Source organism: Cyanobium sp. Cruz-8D1, assembly GCF_024345975.1.
GTDB lineage: Bacteria > Cyanobacteriota > Cyanobacteriia > PCC-6307 > Cyanobiaceae > Cyanobium.
This window is the reverse complement of the sequence record NZ_JAGQCD010000011.1, coordinates 21,057-37,610: the sequence shown is the minus strand read 5'-3', so window position 1 is coordinate 37,610 and position 16,554 is coordinate 21,057. Positions and strand designations below refer to the sequence as shown.

The following is a 16,554-nucleotide window of genomic DNA, read 5'->3' as shown; positions in this document are numbered from 1 at the left end:
ATGAGCTGGATGGAACGGGTGGCGCAGGCGGCCGAGTCCCGCCTGCGCGCTGCCGGCATCCAGCTCACCCTCGGCGGTGAGCCCACCCTGGTGCCCCTCGAACCGGAGGGACCCGAGTGGAGCGTCACCGCCGATGGTCCCACCAAGCTTCCTATCGCCCGGGCCATGGCCCGGGATCTGCAGCAGCGGATCTGGCGCGGCAGCACGCTCCTCTACTGCCCGGGCAAGCGCTACGACGGCGAGGTCAATCCCCGCTGGGCCCTGCGTCTGTTCCTGGGCGACGACGGCACGGCGCCGGTCCGCTGGCCCGGCCCCTGCCAGCCCGGCCTGGAGGGTTCACCGCTGAAGGCCAGCGACGGCCCGGCCTGGCTGGAGCGCCTGGGCGGGCTCCTGGGCCTCACCCTCCAGCCCGTGCTGCTGCGGGATCCGCTCGATCCCGAGCGGCGGGCCTGGGCGGCCCCCCTGAGCGCCGCACCGGCGGAGACGGCGGCCGAGGGGGCGCCGGTGGAATGGAAGGTGGCGCCCTGGCCCCTGGACGACGGCCTGAGGGAGCTGACCGGTGCCCCCGGTCCGGCCGGCCTGCGCCTGCCCCTGGAGCACCTGCCCGAGGACGTGCCGCGCCAGGTGCTTACCCTGGAGATCGATCCTGACGGCTGGGAACTGTTCCTGCCGCCCCTGGAGCGCGAACCCCTGCGCCTGTTGCTGCAGGCGGTGGCCGACAGTCTGGGCGACCTGGCGGCGCCACGGCTCAGCGGCGTCCTGCCCTTCGATGCCGGCGAGCGCTGGCAGGTGCTGGGCCTCACGGCCGATCCGGGCGTGCTGGAGATCAACCTGCCCGTCTGCCACAGCTGGCTGGAATACCACCAGTGGCTGCAGCGTCTGGAGGAGGTCGGCGAGCGCGTCGGACTGCGCAGCTGGAAGGACCTGGGCGATGGCCGCCAGGAGGGTACCGGCGGCGGCAACCACCTGCTCTGGGGCGGCCCCGATCTGGCGCACCATCCCTTCTTCTCCCGGCCGGCCTGGCTCACGGGAATCCTGCGCTACTGGCAACGGCACCCGTCGCTGGCCTATCTGTTCTGCGGCCCCGGGGTGGGCCCTTCGTCCCAGTCGCCGCGGCCCGATGAGGCGATCGGCGAGTGCTTCGACCTGGAGCTGGCCTACCGCGCCATCGAGCAGGCGGAGGGTCAGCCTTCGGGCGAACCCTTCGGCGACTGTCGGGGCCTGATCGGCGAAACGCTGCGCCACCTCCACGCCGACCGCAGCGGCAACAACCATCGCAGCGAAATCAGCTTCGACAAGTTCTGGAACCCCGGCGCCCCGGCCGGCTGCCTGGGCCTGGTGGAGTTCCGGGCGCTGGAAAGCCTGCCCCACATGGCATGGAGCAGCACCATCGCCCTGCTGTGGAGCGCCCTGGCGGCCCACCTGCTGGAGCCCCGCCACCGCCCCAGCCGGCTGCACGACTGGGGCTCCACCCTGCACGACCGCCAGCTGCTACCCAGCCAGCTGTGGGCTGATCTGGAGGGCATCCTGGCCGACCTGGCGGCGGATGGCCTGGCGCTGGATCCAGCGCCGTTCCGTGCCATCTGGGAGTGGCGCTTCCCGCCCCTGCTGCGTTGGCAGGGCCCGTCGGGATCCGCTGAGACGGCAGCGACCCTGGAACTGCGACCCGCCCCCGAGCCCTGGCCCCTGATCTGCGACACCCCGGTGCAGGGGGGCTTCACCAGCCGGTTCATCGACGGCTCCCTGCGCCGCTTCGAGGTGGTGGCCAACCCGGTGTTCCGCCGCGACTGCCAGCTGCTGGTGAACGGCCGGCCCCTGCCCCTGGAGCCCGCCGGCGAGGCAGAGCCCCCGGTGCTGGCGGTGCGCTTTCGCTTCCAGCGGCTCTACCCCTGCCTGCATCCAGCGATCGAGCCGCACATGCCGCTGGAGCTTGTGCTGCGCACACCTGGCGGGGATGTTGGTTTCCGTTTGCATCCTGAGGGCCACCGCTTTGAACCCTGCCCGGTGCCGGCGCCCGGACCGGTTCCCGGCGCGCCCGCCTGGCAGGGGCGCCAGTGCCCCAGCGACCACACCATCGACCTGAGGATCGACTGAACGGGTGGGCGAGGAGCGCAAAAGTGCCAAAACGACTGCCGGGGCAGGCGATCAGCAATTTCTAATTCTTCTCCTTCTTTCACTTTTCTGGCACACAGGGGTCACATTTTCAGTCCAATCTTCAGGAGCGCTGCAGTTGGAGTGAATGGATTCAGGGGGGAAGGAGATTTTCCTTCCCTATTCTGATCGGCACCGAAAAACGATGCCTAACATCCCTGCTGAATGGAAGCCTCCGTGCCATCGCCCTGGTTCAGCACCCCGTCAGAACAGGGGCTGATTCCTTGCGTCGACAGCGTCGGCGACGCCCTGCGTTTTGCCGCTGACCTTGGCAGTGATGATCTTGTCGTCCTGGATCTTGCCAGTGGCCGTCACATCGATTGCAACCGTTCTGCCCACGAACGGCTCGGCTACGACCGGGACCACTTCCTCACATTGAATCCAGCGGCGATTCAGGCGGATGGCGACCAGGTGTCCGATCTGGTGGCGGATCAACTGCGGCTGATGCGACAGCAGCCCAGGGGCGGCTTCGCCACGCGCCTCCGGGCCCGTTCCGGCGCCTGCCGGGATGTGTCCGTGAGCTACCAGGTGCTGGAGTTGCGTGGTCGCTTGGTGGCCCTTGTCAGCCACCGCGACCGCACCGACCTGGACACGGCCCTGCGGGAGAGCTCCCGGCTCGGCTCACTGCTGCAGGAAGCCGAGCGACTCACCCATGTGGGCAGCTGGGAGTTGCACCATCGCAGCGGAGAACTGCTCTGGTCGAACGAGGTCTACAGCATCTTCAACACCACCCCGGGGCAGACGGTTCCGTCCTATGAGGTGTTCCTCAGCAGGGTGCATCCGGAGGATCGTTTCCTGGTGGAGGCCACCTTCCAGGACTCCCTCTGCTCGGGCCGGCCCTACCGGATCGAGCACCGCCTGCTGCTCGGCGATGGCCTGATCAAGGTGGTGCTGGAGCGGGGGCGGACCACCCTGGACGAGAACGGGCAACCGCTCTCCACGGTGGGCACGGTTCAGGACATCAGCGAACAGCACGAGATTCAGCAGCGGCTGGAGCGCATCGCCTTCGTCGATCCCCTCACCCGGCTGCCCAACAAGGCCGCCACCATCCGCCAGCTGGCCCGCCTGCTGCGCACCGCTGGCAAGGAGCACAGCATCGCCCTGATCAATCTCGACCTCGACAATTTCCAGTCGATCAACAACAGCCTGGGCCACGAGATCGGCAACCAGGTGCTCCAGGCCAGCGGCACCTGTCTGCGTCACCTGATGCGGCAGGACGACTGGCTGGCGAGGGTCGGCAGTGATGAATTCATCCTGTTGCGACCGATGGCCCTGGCGGACCGGGGTCAGGCCCTGCAGTGGGCGGAGGAGATCCGCCGCACCCTTGGCAACACCCCCGGGATGGGCACCGGCCTGGCGGTCCAGCCCAGTGCTTCGCTGGGGGTGGCCCTGGCCCCTGATCACGGCCAGGACCCCGACACCCTGCTGCGCTGCGCCAACACCGCCTTGATGGAGGCTAAACAGCACGGCAAGAACCAACTGCGCGTTTACTCCCCGGAGATCAGCCTGCAGCTGCGGGAGCGCCTCGAGCTGGAGCTGAGCCTGGGCCGGGCGATCGATCGGGAGCAGCTGCAGCTCGTCTACCAGCCCCAGATCGATCGGGGTGGCCGCCGGATCGCCGGGGCCGAGGCCCTGCTGCGCTGGCGTGATCAGAACGGCCGGATGGTGTCCCCGAACGTGTTCATCCCGCTGGCGGAGAGGACCGGCCAGATCCACAGCATCGGCCTCTGGGTGATCGAGGAGGCCTGCCGGCAACTGCACGCCTGGCACAGCCAGGGGCTGCGGCTGGGGAAGCTGGCGATCAACATCTCCGCCCTGCAGCTGGGAGCGGAGCATCCCTCCCTTGCCGAGCTGCTGGCCGGTGCCCTGAAGCGCTACGACCTCGTCCCGGAGAATCTCGAACTGGAGATCACCGAAACGGCCCTGCTGAACGATCCCGCCCGTGCCAGCGAGCAACTGCGGCAGCTGGCCAACAGCGGCTTCAGCCTCGCCATCGACGACTTCGGCACGGGGTATTCCTCCCTGGCCATGCTCCACTCCCTGCCCCTCGACAAACTCAAGATCGACCGTTTCTTCGTCGACCGCCTCGGTCATGACGATGCCGACCTTGCCATCGTCAAAGCCACGATCGTGATGGCGAAGGAACTCGGCCTGATGACCCTGGCCGAAGGGGTGGAAACCCGCGAGCAGCTGCAGATGCTGCAGAACCTCGGCTGCGACCAGTTCCAGGGGCACCTGCTGGGCAGGCCCATGGACACCGACGCCTTCGGCTCCCTGCTGCAGGGCGTCGCCGCAGCCTGAAGCCTGCGGTTACCAGCTCACCCCGTGGAGCTTGGGCAGGGGGGCGGTCTTGGAGGTCACCGCGAACAGCCGTGGGATGCGGTGGCTGTTGTAGACGCGGAATTCGCGCACCACGCTGGCGCCCTCCTCGCGCACGGCCTGGTTGAGCACCAAAGAGCCATCGGGATCGGAGACGGACCGGTGGAACGTGCCGGGGGGAATGCGCAGGATGTCGCCGCCGCAATCGAGGCGAACGATGTGATACGGGTAATTCCAGCCCAGATTGACCAGGAAGAAGGTGCGGCCGCCGTGCATGGCCAGGAGATTGTCCTCCTGATGGGGATGGAGATAGAACTGCCAGCTGCCGGACTCCTTGCAGTCCGGCGGGCTGATCGCCGGACCCGAATGGACCACCAGATCCCGCTTGTTCGAGGTGGGCACGGTGATGTCGAAGAAGCGCACCGATGGGGTGTCGCGGAACTTCTCGTAGGGAATCAGCTCGAACATCGGAGCCGGACGGGGTCCTTGGCCAGCCCCGGTGGGCCGGCGATCCTGCAGCTCGTCTCTCGACGGGACGGTGGCGGTCATGGGAGCGACTTCGTCAGAAGCCTCTGCGTTCTCTTCAGTGAACCTAATCCTGGCGGGGTCCCACGGTGAGATCGGCTACGAAAGCCCCCGGGCTTTGGGCCAGTTCCAGTGGTGGTGGTGCCTAGGGTGATTCTCCTGCGCGCCGCGCCCATGGGCCGCCACGACCATTGTTTCGGCTTCGAGGCCGACTTCGTCGGCGACCTGCGCTGCATTCCCATGGCCGTTCGGCGCAAGCTGGATCTGGTCGGCGTCAAGCTGAAGCTGAGCCACTGGGGCGACTTCAGCGATCAGGAGCGGCAGCGGCTGCTGGCCTGGCTGGATGACCCCGGCGCCCTGGCGGAGCTGGACCACTGGCTCGGCCAGCGCACGGCCGGCACGGCCACCGGTGCTGCCGGCCGGCTGGAGCCCGCCTGCGGCGCCCCGTGGCAGCAGGGAGACGCTCCCCCCGAGGTGCTGCTCGCCTCCTGCCAGCAGCTGGGGCTGAGCCTGCCTGCCAACGCCTGGGGGGGGCTCGACGAGCTGCAGCGCTTTGCCCTGGTGAAGCTCAGCCATCCGGGGCACGAGCACCGCAACCTGCCCCGGGCTCTCGCCGAATTCGGCCTGCTGGTATGAGCGGCCTGCGGGCCTGCCTGCTCAGCGGCGGTGCCAGCCGCCGCATGGGCACGGACAAGGCCCTGCTGCCCCATCCCGCCGGTGGCACCTGGCTGGAATTCAGCCTGGCCCAGCTGGCGGCGTTGCCGCTGCCGATCACCCTGGTCAGCCACCACCGGGCCCACCTGGCCCTCGCCCAGCCCCTGCGGGACGGGCTGGGCGAGGCGATCACCGTCCTGGAGGAGCCGCCACCGCGGCAAGGGCCGCTGCTGGCTCTCGACCGGTTGATGCAGCACCACCGGGACCAGCACCTGCTGCTCTGCGCTGTGGACATGCCCTGGCTGCAGACGGCCGCCCTCAAGGCGCTGGTCGCTGCCGCCATGATCCCGACGGGCCCAGTGGCCATCCACCTGGCCCATGACGGCCAGCGGCTGCAGCCGCTGCTGGGGGTCTATCCCGCCCACGCCAGCCGCCGCCAGGGGCTGCGTGCCTTCACGGTGGCCGGCGGCCGGCGGCTCCAGGATTGGCTGGCCGGGGAAGCGGTGGTGGCGGTGCCGCTGCCGCCGGCGGGCCTGCGCAATGCCAACCGACCCGACGACGCCACCGGCCTGTGGCCCTAGCTTTCCTGCCATGGCGGAGCGTCCCCTGGATCTGCATGGCCGGCCCCTGGGGGTGCTGCGGCTGTCGCTCACGGCCCGCTGCAACCTGGCCTGCCCCTACTGCTGCCCCGATCTCGAGGACCCGCCCGACCTGCTGACCCTGCCGGAACGGCTGGCCCTGGTGGAGACCAGCGTGGGCCTGGGGGTGCACACCCTGCGCCTCACCGGCGGCGAACCCCTGCTGCACCGGCAGCTGGAGGCGCTGATCGCCGCCCTGCAGCCACTGCGGCGGCGGGACCCCAACGATCCCCGCGGTGCCCTGCGGGAGCTCGCCCTCACCAGCAACGGGGTGCTGCTCAGTGCCGATCGGGCCCGGCAGCTGAAGGCGGCGGGCCTCGACCGGATCACCCTCAGCCTCGATGGCACCGATGGGGCCAGCGTGGCCCGCATGGCTGGCTTGGCGGGTGCGGCCGCCGGTGGTGCGGTGCTGGAAAAGGTGCTGGCGGCGATTCGCCACGCCAGAGAGGCCGGCTTCGATCCGGCCCGTGGTGAGCTGAAGCTGAATGCGGTGATCACCCGCTCAGGCAATGCCGACCAGCTGCTGCCCCTCGCGGAGCTGGCCCGGCAGCAGGGGCTGGAGCTGCGCCTGATCGAATTCATGGACGTGGGCAACCGCAACGGCTGGCTGCCGGAGCAGGTGCTGCCGGCCGCCGAGATGGTGGCCCGCATCGGGGCGGCCTGGCCGTTGGAGCCGGTGGGCCGCTCCCCCCATGGCACCGCCAGCCGCTGGCGCTACCGCGACCGGGACGGGCTGCACCTGGCGGTGGTGGCTTCGATCACGGCGCCCTTCTGCGGCGACTGCAACCGGCTGCGGATCACCGCCGATGGGGTGGCCTACAGCTGCCTGTTCGCCGCCAACGGCACCGACCTGAAGCCCTGGCTGCGGCCCCGGCCCGAGCCGGGCCTGCTGCACGAGGCGCTGGCGGGTCTGTGGCACGCCCGCCGTGATCGCTGGAGCGAGGAGCGGCAGGAAGCGGCCGAGCACCGCCCGGCACCGCCCGAGATGGCCTACTTGGGGGGCTGAGCGGCTCCGGGCGCTGGAGCCACTGGCCCCTTCACCAGCACCGGCACCCGCTTGAAGGCGGGGGTGCCGCAGCGGGGGTCGACCACGGCCTTCATGATCACGTTCACCTCCGGGTAGAACATCAGCGCCGCGCCCTCGCGGATCTCGCCGGGGATGATCTCCACCCCCTCAAGGGCGCCCGCCTCCCCCTGCACCGTCACCCGCTGGTGGGCCGCCAGGCCGCAGCGGCGCAGGTCGGCGCGGTTCATCAGGATCGTGTGGCGGTGGGGCATGCCCCGGTAGCTGTCGCCGGCCTTGTAGACGACGGTGTTGTGCTGGCCATAGCTGCGGGCCGTGATCAGGGCCAGCACCAGGCCGGTTTCCCCGGGCCCGAGGCCGCCGAAGTGCTCCGCCTCCGGCAGCGTGAGTTCGGGCAGGGGGGTGGGCGCCACCCGGGCCCGGCCGCTGGGGGTGGGGAAGGTTGGGCTGTCGAACAGACGTCCCTCGACGCTGAACTCCTGCCGGGTGGCATCGATGCGGGCGATCGGGCCGTAGCCGGGCACGGTGCGGCCGATCAGGTCCCGCACGTAGGACGGATCCTGCAGCCGCCCCCAGTCGATCGGATCGCTGCCCATCCGGCGCCGGGCCAGCTCGGCCAGGAACGCCACCTCGCTGATCAGGTCGGCGCCGCCCAGGTGGGTGGAGCCCGGCTCGTTGAGGCGCACGTAGTTGTTGCCCGATTCGGTGGTGGTGCGGTGCGGCGTCTCGAAGCGGTTGAACACCGGCAGCACCAGGGTCTGGCGGGCCGCCAGGCCGTGGAAATGGCCCTGGTTGGGCTTGGTGGCCAGGTACAGGATCGTGTCGATGCGGCCCAGGGCCCGCTTCGCCTCGCCGCTGTCGGGGTTGGCGCCCCAGAGGTTGCCCCCCAGGCAGAGCAGGGTGTCGACCCGGCCGGCAGCGGCGGCCTCGATCAGGGCGCGGGTGTCGTAGCCGGGCACCCGGCTCAGGGGCCGCCCCAGCAGCTGCTCCAGGGCCTGCTGCATCTCCGCCCGCAGCTTGACGCTGACCCCCATCGAGCCGAAGCCCTGCACGTTGGAGTGGCCCCGGATCGGCATGGTGCCGGCGCCGGGCCGGCCGACGTTGCCGCTGAGCAGGGCAGTGTTGGCGATCGCCTGCACGTTGTCGATGCCGTTGGCGTGGTGGGTGATGCCCATCGCCCAGGCGAACACCACGCCCCGGGCCGCGGCGACCACGGCGGCGGCGTGCTCCAGCTCCCGGCGGCTGAGGCCGCAGCTGGCGGTGATCGCCTCCCAGGGGGTGGCCTCCAGCTGCTCCAGCAGCGCCTCCCAGCCCTCGGTATGGGCGGCCAGGAAGTCGCGCTTGACGGCGCCGGCCTCCAGCAGGGCCTTCTGCAGCCCCAGGAACACGGCCGTGTCGCTGCCCGGCACGGGCTGCAGGAACAGCGAAGCGATGTCCGCGCCCCCCCGCAGCGACGAGACCGGGAAGGCCGGCGAGCCGAACTTCAGCAGCCCCACCTCGATCACCGGGTTGATGACGACCACCGAGCCGCCCCGCTGGCGCAGCTTGATCAGCTCGTTCATCAGCCGTGGGTGGTTGGCCGGGGCGTTGGAGCCCACCAGCACCACACAATCCGCCTGCTGCAGGCTCTCCAGGCTCACCATCGAGGTGCCGGAGCCGAAGACGGCATTGAGCCCCACGGTGGAGGGGGCGTGGCAGAGGTCGGAGCAGTCGGCCAGGTTGTTGGAGCCCATGGCCCGCAGCAGCAGCTGCAGCAGGTAGGCCGCCTCGTTGGAGGAGCGCCCCGAGCTGTAGGAGGCCACCCGCTCCGGCGGGCGCCGGAAGGCGGCCGCGGCGATGGCGAACACGTCGTCCCAGCCGATGCGCTCGTAGTGGCTGCGGCCCTCCCGCAGCAGCAGGGGATGGCTGAGGCGGCCGAGGCGGTCGGCCTGCATCGAGCTCAGGGCCTGCAGCTCGGCGAGGCTGCGGCTGGCGAAGACGCCGTCGGGTACGGCCGGCTGCAGCTCGGCCATGATCGCCTCGACGCTCTTGAGGCAGCGCTGCAGCGGCTCCCCCAGCTCGTCACGGAAACCGCCGTGCTGCCCGCCGGTGCCCCAGGCGCAGGAGAGGCAGGCGCTGCGGTGGTTGAGGGTCTGCCAGAGCTTGGGGCCCTGGGGGGTCAGGGTGGCGCGGGCCCAGCCCTCGATCAGGGGCCAGCCGCCGCCCTGGCCGGGGAGGCCGGGCTCTGGACGGGGTGCAGCATCGGGGGCCCCAGATTCCACGATCCCTCGTGCGCCAAGGCATTAACCCTAGGCAGAGGCTTCGGCGGCGCCAGACAGCAGCGCCTCCAGCCGGCCCTGGCGCTCCAGGGCGTAGAGGTCGTCGCAGCCGCCGACATGGGCGTCGTCGATGAAGGTCTGCGGCACCGAGCGGCGGCCGTCGCTGCCCCGGGCCACCATGGCGTTGCGGGCGTCCTCGTCGCCATCGATGACGTATTCGGTGTAGGTCACGCCCTTGCGGTCCAGCAGTTGCTTGGCCCGGATGCAGAACGGGCAGAAGCGCCAGGTGTAGATCTCAACCTTGGGCATGGAGGGGAAAGCGATGACAGTTGCCTTCGATTCTGACGACCCCCATGCCCTCTCGCCCGATAGAGATTCCACCCCATGCGCGCTGATCTACCCGCCGGCCTGACGCCTTACAAACGCACCCCCACGTTTGACGCCGACAGCGTGCCGGCGGGCCTGCGGGCGCAGCACAGGACCAAGGCGGGGGTGTGGGCCAGGGTCGTGGTGCTGGAGGGTTCGCTGCCGTTCCGGTTGTTGGAGCCCGACGAGGAGCTGGTGCTGCTGACGCCCGAACGGCCCGGCATCGTGGCACCCAGCCAGTTGCACCAGGCTGAGCCCGGCCCCGGGGTGCGTTTTTACGTCGAGTTCCACCGGGCGGAGCGTCGTTCACCTCAGCTCGAACCGGTCCAGGTCCATCACCTTGCTCCAGGCCGCCACGAAGGTTGCCACGAAGCGGGCCCCGCCGTCGGCGGCGGCGTACACCTCGGCGATCGCCCGCAGCTGGGCGTTGGAGCCGAAGATCAGGTCGACGCGGCTGCCGGTCCAGCGCAGGTCGCCCGTGTGGCGGTCGCGGCCCTCGAAGTTGTCCTCCGCCTCGGAGGTCGCCGTCCAGGTGGTGCCCATGTCGAGCAGGTTGACGAAGAAGTCGTTGCTGAGCGTTTCGGGGCGGTCGGTGAAGACACCGTGGCGTGATTTTCCGTGGTTGGCATCGAGCACCCGCAAGCCCCCCACCAGCGCCGTCATCTCCGGGGCGGTGAGGGTCAGCAGCTGGGCCCGGTCGATGAGCAGCTCCTCGGCGGCGGCCGGCAGGCCCGGCCGCAGGTAGTTGCGGAAGCCGTCGGCCTTCGGCTCGAGCACGGCGAAGGAGGCTGCGTCCGTTTGCTCCTGGGAGGCATCCATGCGCCCGGGGGTGAAGGGCACCGTCAGCGTGTGGCCGCCCCGCCGGGCCGCCTCCTCCACGCCGGCGCAGCCGCCCAGCACGATCAGATCGGCCAGGGAGATGCGCTTGCCGTCGTGCTGGGAGGCGTTGAAGGCCTGGCGGATCACCTCGTAGGCCTCCAGGGCCCGGGCCAGCTTGGCGGGCTGGTTCACCTCCCAGTCCTTCTGGGGGGCCAGACGCAGACGGCCGCCGTTGGCGCCGCCGCGCTTGTCGGAGCCGCGGAAGCTGGCGGCAGCCGCCCAGGCCGTGGCCACCAGCTGGGAGATGGGCAGCCCCGCCGCCAGGATCCGCCCCTTGAGCTCGGCGATGTCCCCAGAGTCCACCAGGGGATGGTCGACGGGGGGAATCGGGTCCTGCCAGAGCATCACCTCCTCCGGCACCAGGGGTCCCAGGTAGCGGGAGCGGGGCCCCATGTCCCGGTGCACGAGCTTGAACCAGGCGCGGCGGAAGGCCTCCGCCAGCTGCTCGGGATGGGCGTGGAAGCGCCGGGAGATCTCCAGGTAGGCCGGATCGACCCGCAGCGAGAGATCGGTGGTGGCCATCATCGGTGCGTGCCGCTTCGACGGGTCGTGGGCATCGGGCACGGTGCCGGCAGCCGCCGGATCGGTGGGCCGCCACTGCCAGGCCCCGGCCGGACTCTTCTCCAGCGCCCATTCGTAGCCGAACAGGTTGTCGAAATAACCGCCGTCCCACTGCACGGGGTTGGTGGTCCAGGCGCCCTCCAGGCCGCTGGTGATCGTGTCGTCCCCCTTGCCGCTGCCGAAGCGGTTACGCCAGCCCAGCCCCTGCTCTTCCAGGCTGGCGGCCTCGGGCTCCGGCCCCAGCAGGTCCGGATCGCCGGCGCCGTGGCACTTGCCGAAGGTGTGGCCCCCGGCGATCAGGGCGACGGTCTCCTCGTCGTCCATCGCCATGCGCGCGAAGGTCTCGCGGATGTCGCGGGCAGCGGCCAGGGGATCGGGCTGGCCGTTGGGCCCCTCCGGATTCACATAGATCAGCCCCATCTGCACGGCACCGAGCGGGTCCTCCAGCTCGCGCTCGCCGCTGTAGCGCTTGTCCCCCAGCCATTCGGTCTCCGGGCCCCAGTCGATGTCGATCTGCGGCTCCCAGACGTCCCGGCGGCCCCCGGCGAAGCCCAGGGTGGGCAGACCCATCGCTTCGATGGCGCAGTTGCCGGCCAGGATGATCAGGTCGGCCCAGGAGAGGGCGCTGCCGTACCTCTGTTTGATGGGCCAGAGCAGGCGCCGCGCCTTGTCGAGGTTGCCGTTGTCAGGCCAGCTGTTGAGGGGAGCGAAGCGCTGGCTGCCGGAGCCGGCGCCGCCGCGGCCGTCGTGGATGCGGTAGGTGCCGGCGCTGTGCCAGGCCATGCGCACGAAGAACGGTCCGTAGTGGCCGTAGTCGGCCGGCCACCAGTCCTGGGAGGTGGTCATCAGGGCGACCAGGTCCTGCCGCAGGGCCTCCAGGTCGATGCTGCGGAACGCCGCGGCGTAGTCGAAGCCGCTGCCCATCGGATCGGCCAGGGGCGCGTGCTGATGCAGCACCGCCAGGTTCAGTTGCCGCGGCCACCAGTCCCGGTTGGAGCGGGCCCCGGCCGTGCTGCCCCGGAGGGTGCCGTGCAGGAAGGGGCATTTCCCGCCGGTGTCGGCACCGGCCTCGGGAGAGAGTCCTTCCATCCGCTGCTGCCGCGTGGATGTCAAATGTAGGGGGGGCCTGGGGCCCACCCGCAACGGCTGCCGTGCTCGTCACGGGCCCACACAGCGGATCAGCTGCCCTGCTGGGGGCCCTTCTGCCAAGGCTTGGATCGCGAGAATGTTCAGTGATCACAGCCTCAACATGAACCTGTTCAACGCGGGCCTGTGCGCACCTGATCGGCATCAAGAAGCTAAAGATATATGAAGATTTGCCGGAGCGAATTGGCCTGAATTGAGCTCAGGTTAGGCTTGCGAAAAAAAGCCGACAGGACATTCGTGTGAACCATCTCCTGCCAGGTGGACGGCGGCGATTTGTGAAGGTCAAGGCATTTCATTTTAGAGGCTTGAAGTCTGGCCTGTTGTTGATTTTCGCCAGTGCTCTGGTGGTGAGTGCTGCCACCCTCGCGGCGGCGGCCCCTGACGTTCCTCCTGCCGCGAGCCTCACCCTCAACGCGCATGATCAGTACATTCTGAGGTACGTCATTTACTTCTCCGTGCTGCTTGGTGGCGCACTCGGAGGTTTGATCTACAGCCTCAGTCGGCACCGTGGCTTCATCGTTCCCCACTGGGTCAGCCAAGCAGCGGAGACCCAGGACTATCCAGCCGGTCAAGACACCGATGGATCGGTAAGACCAGCCCGACGCGGTGCAGCGCAAGCCCAGCAGGCCTTCACGAAACTGGATCTCGGAACACTAGCCGATTGTGTCGTTGGCATCGGTGGTGGCATCATCATCTTCAACCTTGTGCCTCAAGCTGGCGATTCGGATCTGTTCATGAGCCTGCTGAACCAGCCGGCCAGTCTTGGTACGGCTGTGAGCACGGTGATGAAGATCCTGGCCCTTGCGCTGATCGGTGGATTCGCAGGCATCAGTCTGTTCGATGAAGCGGCTAAGCGCATCAGCCGGCAACTGGAAGATACGCAGGCAGAACTCCATCTCAATCGCGACAAGATTCAGGTGCTGCAGAACAATGACCAGCAGGAGTCAGATATTCAGTTTCTGCTTAGCCCTCTGGTTGATCCCTCTCTTCAACCGCTCACCGACACGCAGAATGAGTCCTTTCATGCCCATGTCCTGCAGGCGCCTCTGAACATCCGAAACAAGGTGTTTAACCGTCTCCAGAAGGCCCATGACAGCCACCTGATCACGGGTGGCGATACCGGCCCGCTTGCTGATGTCGAGATTGAGACCCGAATGACCCTGCAGCAGGGACTGCTGGCAGGGTTCGATGCCTTGATCGCCGCCGCCAAGCAGCAGACGGGCTTCGGTGGCGAGGACGATGCCTTCCTGCACCGCTATCTCGCGCACCGCGGCTTCATCCACCTACAACTTGGCGCCGGCACCGAACGGCTGGGTGGACTGGCCGGCAAGCCCAGCCAGCACTGGCGCGAGGCCGAGGAGAGCCTCACGCTTGCGATTGATCTGAGGGACCGCAGCGCCGCTGACAGGCAGATGTTCTGGCATTACAGTCTGAAGCGCATGCTTGCCCGCTTCAAACTCGGAATCACCGATCTTATTGAGGCCGAAATTAATCAGCCAGAGGTGATGCAGTGGCTCAAAAAGAGTCGTGGAACTGTGCATCCCATTCTCAAGTCACTTCCTGACGACTTCTTCACCTATCTGCGTGGTCTGTTTCCCGCGTTGTTCGAGGGCGAAGAAGCCACCCCTTTGCAAAGGATCCAGCGCGCGGGAGCCCTCTGATGCCGTTCATCACTGCCCTGGAAGATGCTGGCCTGAGCCCTGACCCCACCGCAATCGCTGCTGACTCCTACGTTCCAGCGGGTAGGCAACTCGGGATTGACTGGATCCGGCCCAGTGGCGACGGTTCGCTGGCTCTGGTACGCCTGGCCGGACCCTATGCGTACCCGGGTGGAAGCGGGCCTCTTGAGGCCGGGGCGGTCCGCTACTTGAACCCAGCCAGGTTTCAGATTCCCGATCAGGCTTGGGATCGGGTGGCGTCGCCAGCTTCTGCTCCACAGCCTGAACAGCTTGATCCCCGTGCTGTGACGGTGGCTCCTGACACCCAACCACCCAGGGGACTGCTGCCACCGGAGGTCGCTGCACTGACGCATCACTACGAGGGCTGCCGGCTGGAGGCCTACGTCGATCCGAAAACCAAGGCCGAGCCGATCACGATTGGCTGGGGCAGCACGTTCTACCAGGATGGCGCCCCGATCCGCTTGGGGGATCGCATCACCCAGGCGAAGGCAGATGAGCTCTATGACTTCATCTGCTATGAGAAATTTTGGAAGAAACAAGAAGCCCGCATTCCTTTCTGGCAGGAGATGGCCGACAAGCAGCGAGCCGCTCTTTGTAGCTTTGCTTATAATCTAGGGCCTGATTTCTATGGCAGCAAGGGCTTCGATACGATCAGCGCCAATCTGCGCGAGCGCAACTGGGCAGCGGTTCCGGGCTCGCTCATGCTGTATCGCAATCCCAGAGAGCCCCATGTCGTCGTCGGCCTGGGACGACGACGGCGCGCTGAGGGTCTGGTGTGGATGGGCGCTGATCCAGCGGAGGCCATCCGGCAGGCCGAAGGCGAGATCAACAGCGCCGCGGACGCCAAGCGCTGGGAGGAGACGCTGCGCCACAATCCCCCGGCCCCTGGCGGCTCCAGACCCAGGGATATCCCTGGGTCTGCTCCCAGCGGCGAGCTGAAGCTCCAGGACGTGCTGAAGCGGAAGCTTGTCATCGACCACGGGGAGATCCCCCGCTACCCCGCCCTGGCCACCCAGATCCAGCAACGGCTGATCACGCTCCAATTGCTAGAACCACCGACGGGGACCTTCGGGCCCATCTCCACCACAGCCCTCAGGACGTTCCAGACGTTGATGAAGAGCGGAGAGGAGACTGTGCTCGGCGCTGCCACAGCAAAGCTGCTGATCGAAACGTCCCTCAGTGAACTTCCTCAGCCGACCCTTGACCTCAGTGGGGGCGACCTGGCCACGCGGATCATTCAGTACATGCGCCAGAAGAAGTTCCAGGTGTTCGCAGGGCTCGGAGAGCGGAATATTGTCTACGTCGAGGGGATGAATCTCGACGGTAGCCTCAACGATGATCCCCCCAACCACTTCAACGACCTGCGCCTGGTGATCGAGTTCGTGGAGGCACGGCCACGGATCATCGGTCAATGGGAGGCCACCACCGAGCCGGGGAGCCACTACACAAAGAACCCCATGAATCCCCGCGGCGCCGCCCGGATCAAGTTCGACCAATACCGCGCCTGGCAGGTCGGTTCGCACGGCGAAAGCGATCCCCACGAGGCCTTGGTTCAGGCCGCTCCGGTGACAGTCCACCGCGATTCCAACCAGGACTTCCAGCGGCCCGGCGACCTTGTGGACACCGGATTGTTTGGCATCAATCAGCACTGGGGCTATGACCTGCCCCGCAACGACATCGGCCGCGCCAGTGCCGGCTGCCTGGTGGGTCGCTCCCGGGAAGGTCACCGTGAATTCATGCGCCTTGTTCAGCAGGATCCCCGCTACAAGGCCAACAAGAATTTCCTGTTCAGCACCACGATCATCGCAGGGGATGATCTGGAGGCGTCGTTTCCGAGTTAGGGCTGTGTCGCCCTCCAGCGGCCGGCACGCTTTCCACAACCAGGATCTGCGCGACAAGCGGCTGCCGCTGGTGGAACATTGCACGGTCTATGTGTCGGCGTACCGGGAGGCCTGTACGGGAGTCCACCCCTACCCTGACGGCAACGCCACGGCCCTGGCATGCCCACTCCCTTCGCCCTGCTGCTCCTGGCGCTCCTGAACGCCTCACCGGGACTGGCGGCGGCGCAGTCACAGGGTGGGGAACTCAGCCCACGGGAGGAGTTCATGGTGATGGTGGGGGTGGGCTCCGGGTACATGAGCGCCCTGTGCAACCTGGAGAAGGACGGCTTCATCTCCACCGCCACCCGCGCCAAGCTGGCCCAGGCGCAACTGGACAGCATCGGCGGCGATCCCTCCACGAAGGACGATCTGGAGGGCGTGCTCGCCGGTATGAAGGGCGTGGAGGAGGACAAGGACCTATGCCCCAGCCAGGTGCTGCCGCCGCGACGCAAATGAGCACCACGGGAGCACGTT

12 protein-coding genes and 1 pseudogene are annotated in these 16,554 nt (G+C 68.2%); 9 read left to right on the top strand and 4 right to left on the bottom strand.

Annotation, left to right across the window (positions count from 1 at the left end; translation table 11 throughout):
• On the top strand, positions 1–2,094 hold the full coding sequence (locus KBZ33_RS08905; RefSeq protein ID WP_254952387.1) for a transglutaminase family protein: 2,094 nt from the start codon (positions 1–3) through the stop codon (positions 2,092–2,094).
• Positions 2,095–2,316: 222 nt separating this feature from the next.
• The gene (locus tag KBZ33_RS08900) at positions 2,317–4,452 is read left to right on the top strand and encodes a bifunctional diguanylate cyclase/phosphodiesterase (RefSeq protein WP_254952389.1); all 2,136 of its coding nucleotides are present in this window, start codon (positions 2,317–2,319) and stop codon (positions 4,450–4,452) included.
• A gap of 9 nt (positions 4,453–4,461) precedes the next feature.
• Here KBZ33_RS08900 and KBZ33_RS08895 read toward each other — a convergent pair whose 3' ends face one another.
• Complete coding sequence (locus KBZ33_RS08895) at positions 4,462–4,938, bottom strand: redox protein (RefSeq protein ID WP_254952433.1); 477 nt, start codon at positions 4,936–4,938, stop codon at positions 4,462–4,464.
• A gap of 207 nt (positions 4,939–5,145) precedes the next feature.
• Between KBZ33_RS08895 and KBZ33_RS08890 the strand changes: the two genes are divergently transcribed.
• The 3 genes from KBZ33_RS08890 to KBZ33_RS08880 are packed head-to-tail and all read left to right on the top strand — an operon-like array spanning position 5,146 to position 7,293.
• The gene (locus tag KBZ33_RS08890; RefSeq protein WP_255011642.1) at positions 5,146–5,631 is read left to right on the top strand and encodes a nitrate reductase associated protein; all 486 of its coding nucleotides are present in this window, start codon (positions 5,146–5,148) and stop codon (positions 5,629–5,631) included.
• Complete coding sequence (locus KBZ33_RS08885) at positions 5,628–6,230, top strand: molybdenum cofactor guanylyltransferase (RefSeq protein WP_254952392.1); 603 nt, start codon at positions 5,628–5,630, stop codon at positions 6,228–6,230. The genes KBZ33_RS08890 and KBZ33_RS08885 overlap by 4 nt, the downstream gene beginning before the upstream one ends.
• A 10-nt stretch (positions 6,231–6,240) precedes the next feature.
• Positions 6,241–7,293 carry a GTP 3',8-cyclase MoaA gene (locus KBZ33_RS08880; protein WP_254952394.1) on the top strand — a complete coding sequence of 351 codons (1,053 nt, stop codon included), beginning with the start codon at positions 6,241–6,243 and terminating at the stop codon, positions 7,291–7,293.
• Here KBZ33_RS08880 and KBZ33_RS08875 read toward each other — a convergent pair.
• Together KBZ33_RS08875 and grxC are read right to left on the bottom strand one after the other, a co-directional pair.
• Positions 7,278–9,572: an FdhF/YdeP family oxidoreductase gene (locus tag KBZ33_RS08875; protein WP_254952395.1), complete on the bottom strand. Its 2,295-nt coding sequence runs from the start codon at positions 9,570–9,572 to the stop codon at positions 7,278–7,280. The genes KBZ33_RS08880 and KBZ33_RS08875 overlap by 16 nt on opposite strands.
• Before the next feature lie 27 nt (positions 9,573–9,599).
• Complete coding sequence (grxC, locus tag KBZ33_RS08870) at positions 9,600–9,878, bottom strand: glutaredoxin 3 (RefSeq protein ID WP_254952396.1); 279 nt, start codon at positions 9,876–9,878, stop codon at positions 9,600–9,602.
• Between the two features lie 75 nt (positions 9,879–9,953).
• On the opposite strand from grxC, the pseudogene KBZ33_RS08865 reads away from it, so the two are divergent.
• Positions 9,954–10,205 (top strand): annotated as a pseudogene (locus KBZ33_RS08865) (DUF1971 domain-containing protein); the annotation flags it as partial.
• A gap of 36 nt (positions 10,206–10,241) precedes the next feature.
• On the opposite strand, the gene katG reads toward KBZ33_RS08865, so the two are convergent.
• The gene (gene katG / locus KBZ33_RS08860; protein ID WP_254952398.1) at positions 10,242–12,464 is read right to left on the bottom strand and encodes a catalase/peroxidase HPI; all 2,223 of its coding nucleotides are present in this window, start codon (positions 12,462–12,464) and stop codon (positions 10,242–10,244) included.
• A gap of 296 nt (positions 12,465–12,760) precedes the next feature.
• On the opposite strand from katG, the gene KBZ33_RS08855 reads away from it, so the two are divergent.
• From KBZ33_RS08855 to KBZ33_RS08845, 3 genes are all read left to right on the top strand, one after another.
• Positions 12,761–14,182: a hypothetical protein gene (locus KBZ33_RS08855; protein WP_255011635.1), complete on the top strand. Its 1,422-nt coding sequence runs from the start codon at positions 12,761–12,763 to the stop codon at positions 14,180–14,182.
• A gap of 308 nt (positions 14,183–14,490) precedes the next feature.
• The gene (locus KBZ33_RS08850; protein ID WP_254952400.1) at positions 14,491–16,041 is read left to right on the top strand and encodes a lysozyme; all 1,551 of its coding nucleotides are present in this window, start codon (positions 14,491–14,493) and stop codon (positions 16,039–16,041) included.
• A gap of 159 nt (positions 16,042–16,200) precedes the next feature.
• Positions 16,201–16,536: a hypothetical protein gene (locus KBZ33_RS08845; RefSeq protein ID WP_254952401.1), complete on the top strand. Its 336-nt coding sequence runs from the start codon at positions 16,201–16,203 to the stop codon at positions 16,534–16,536.
• Positions 16,537–16,554 lie beyond the last annotated feature (18 nt).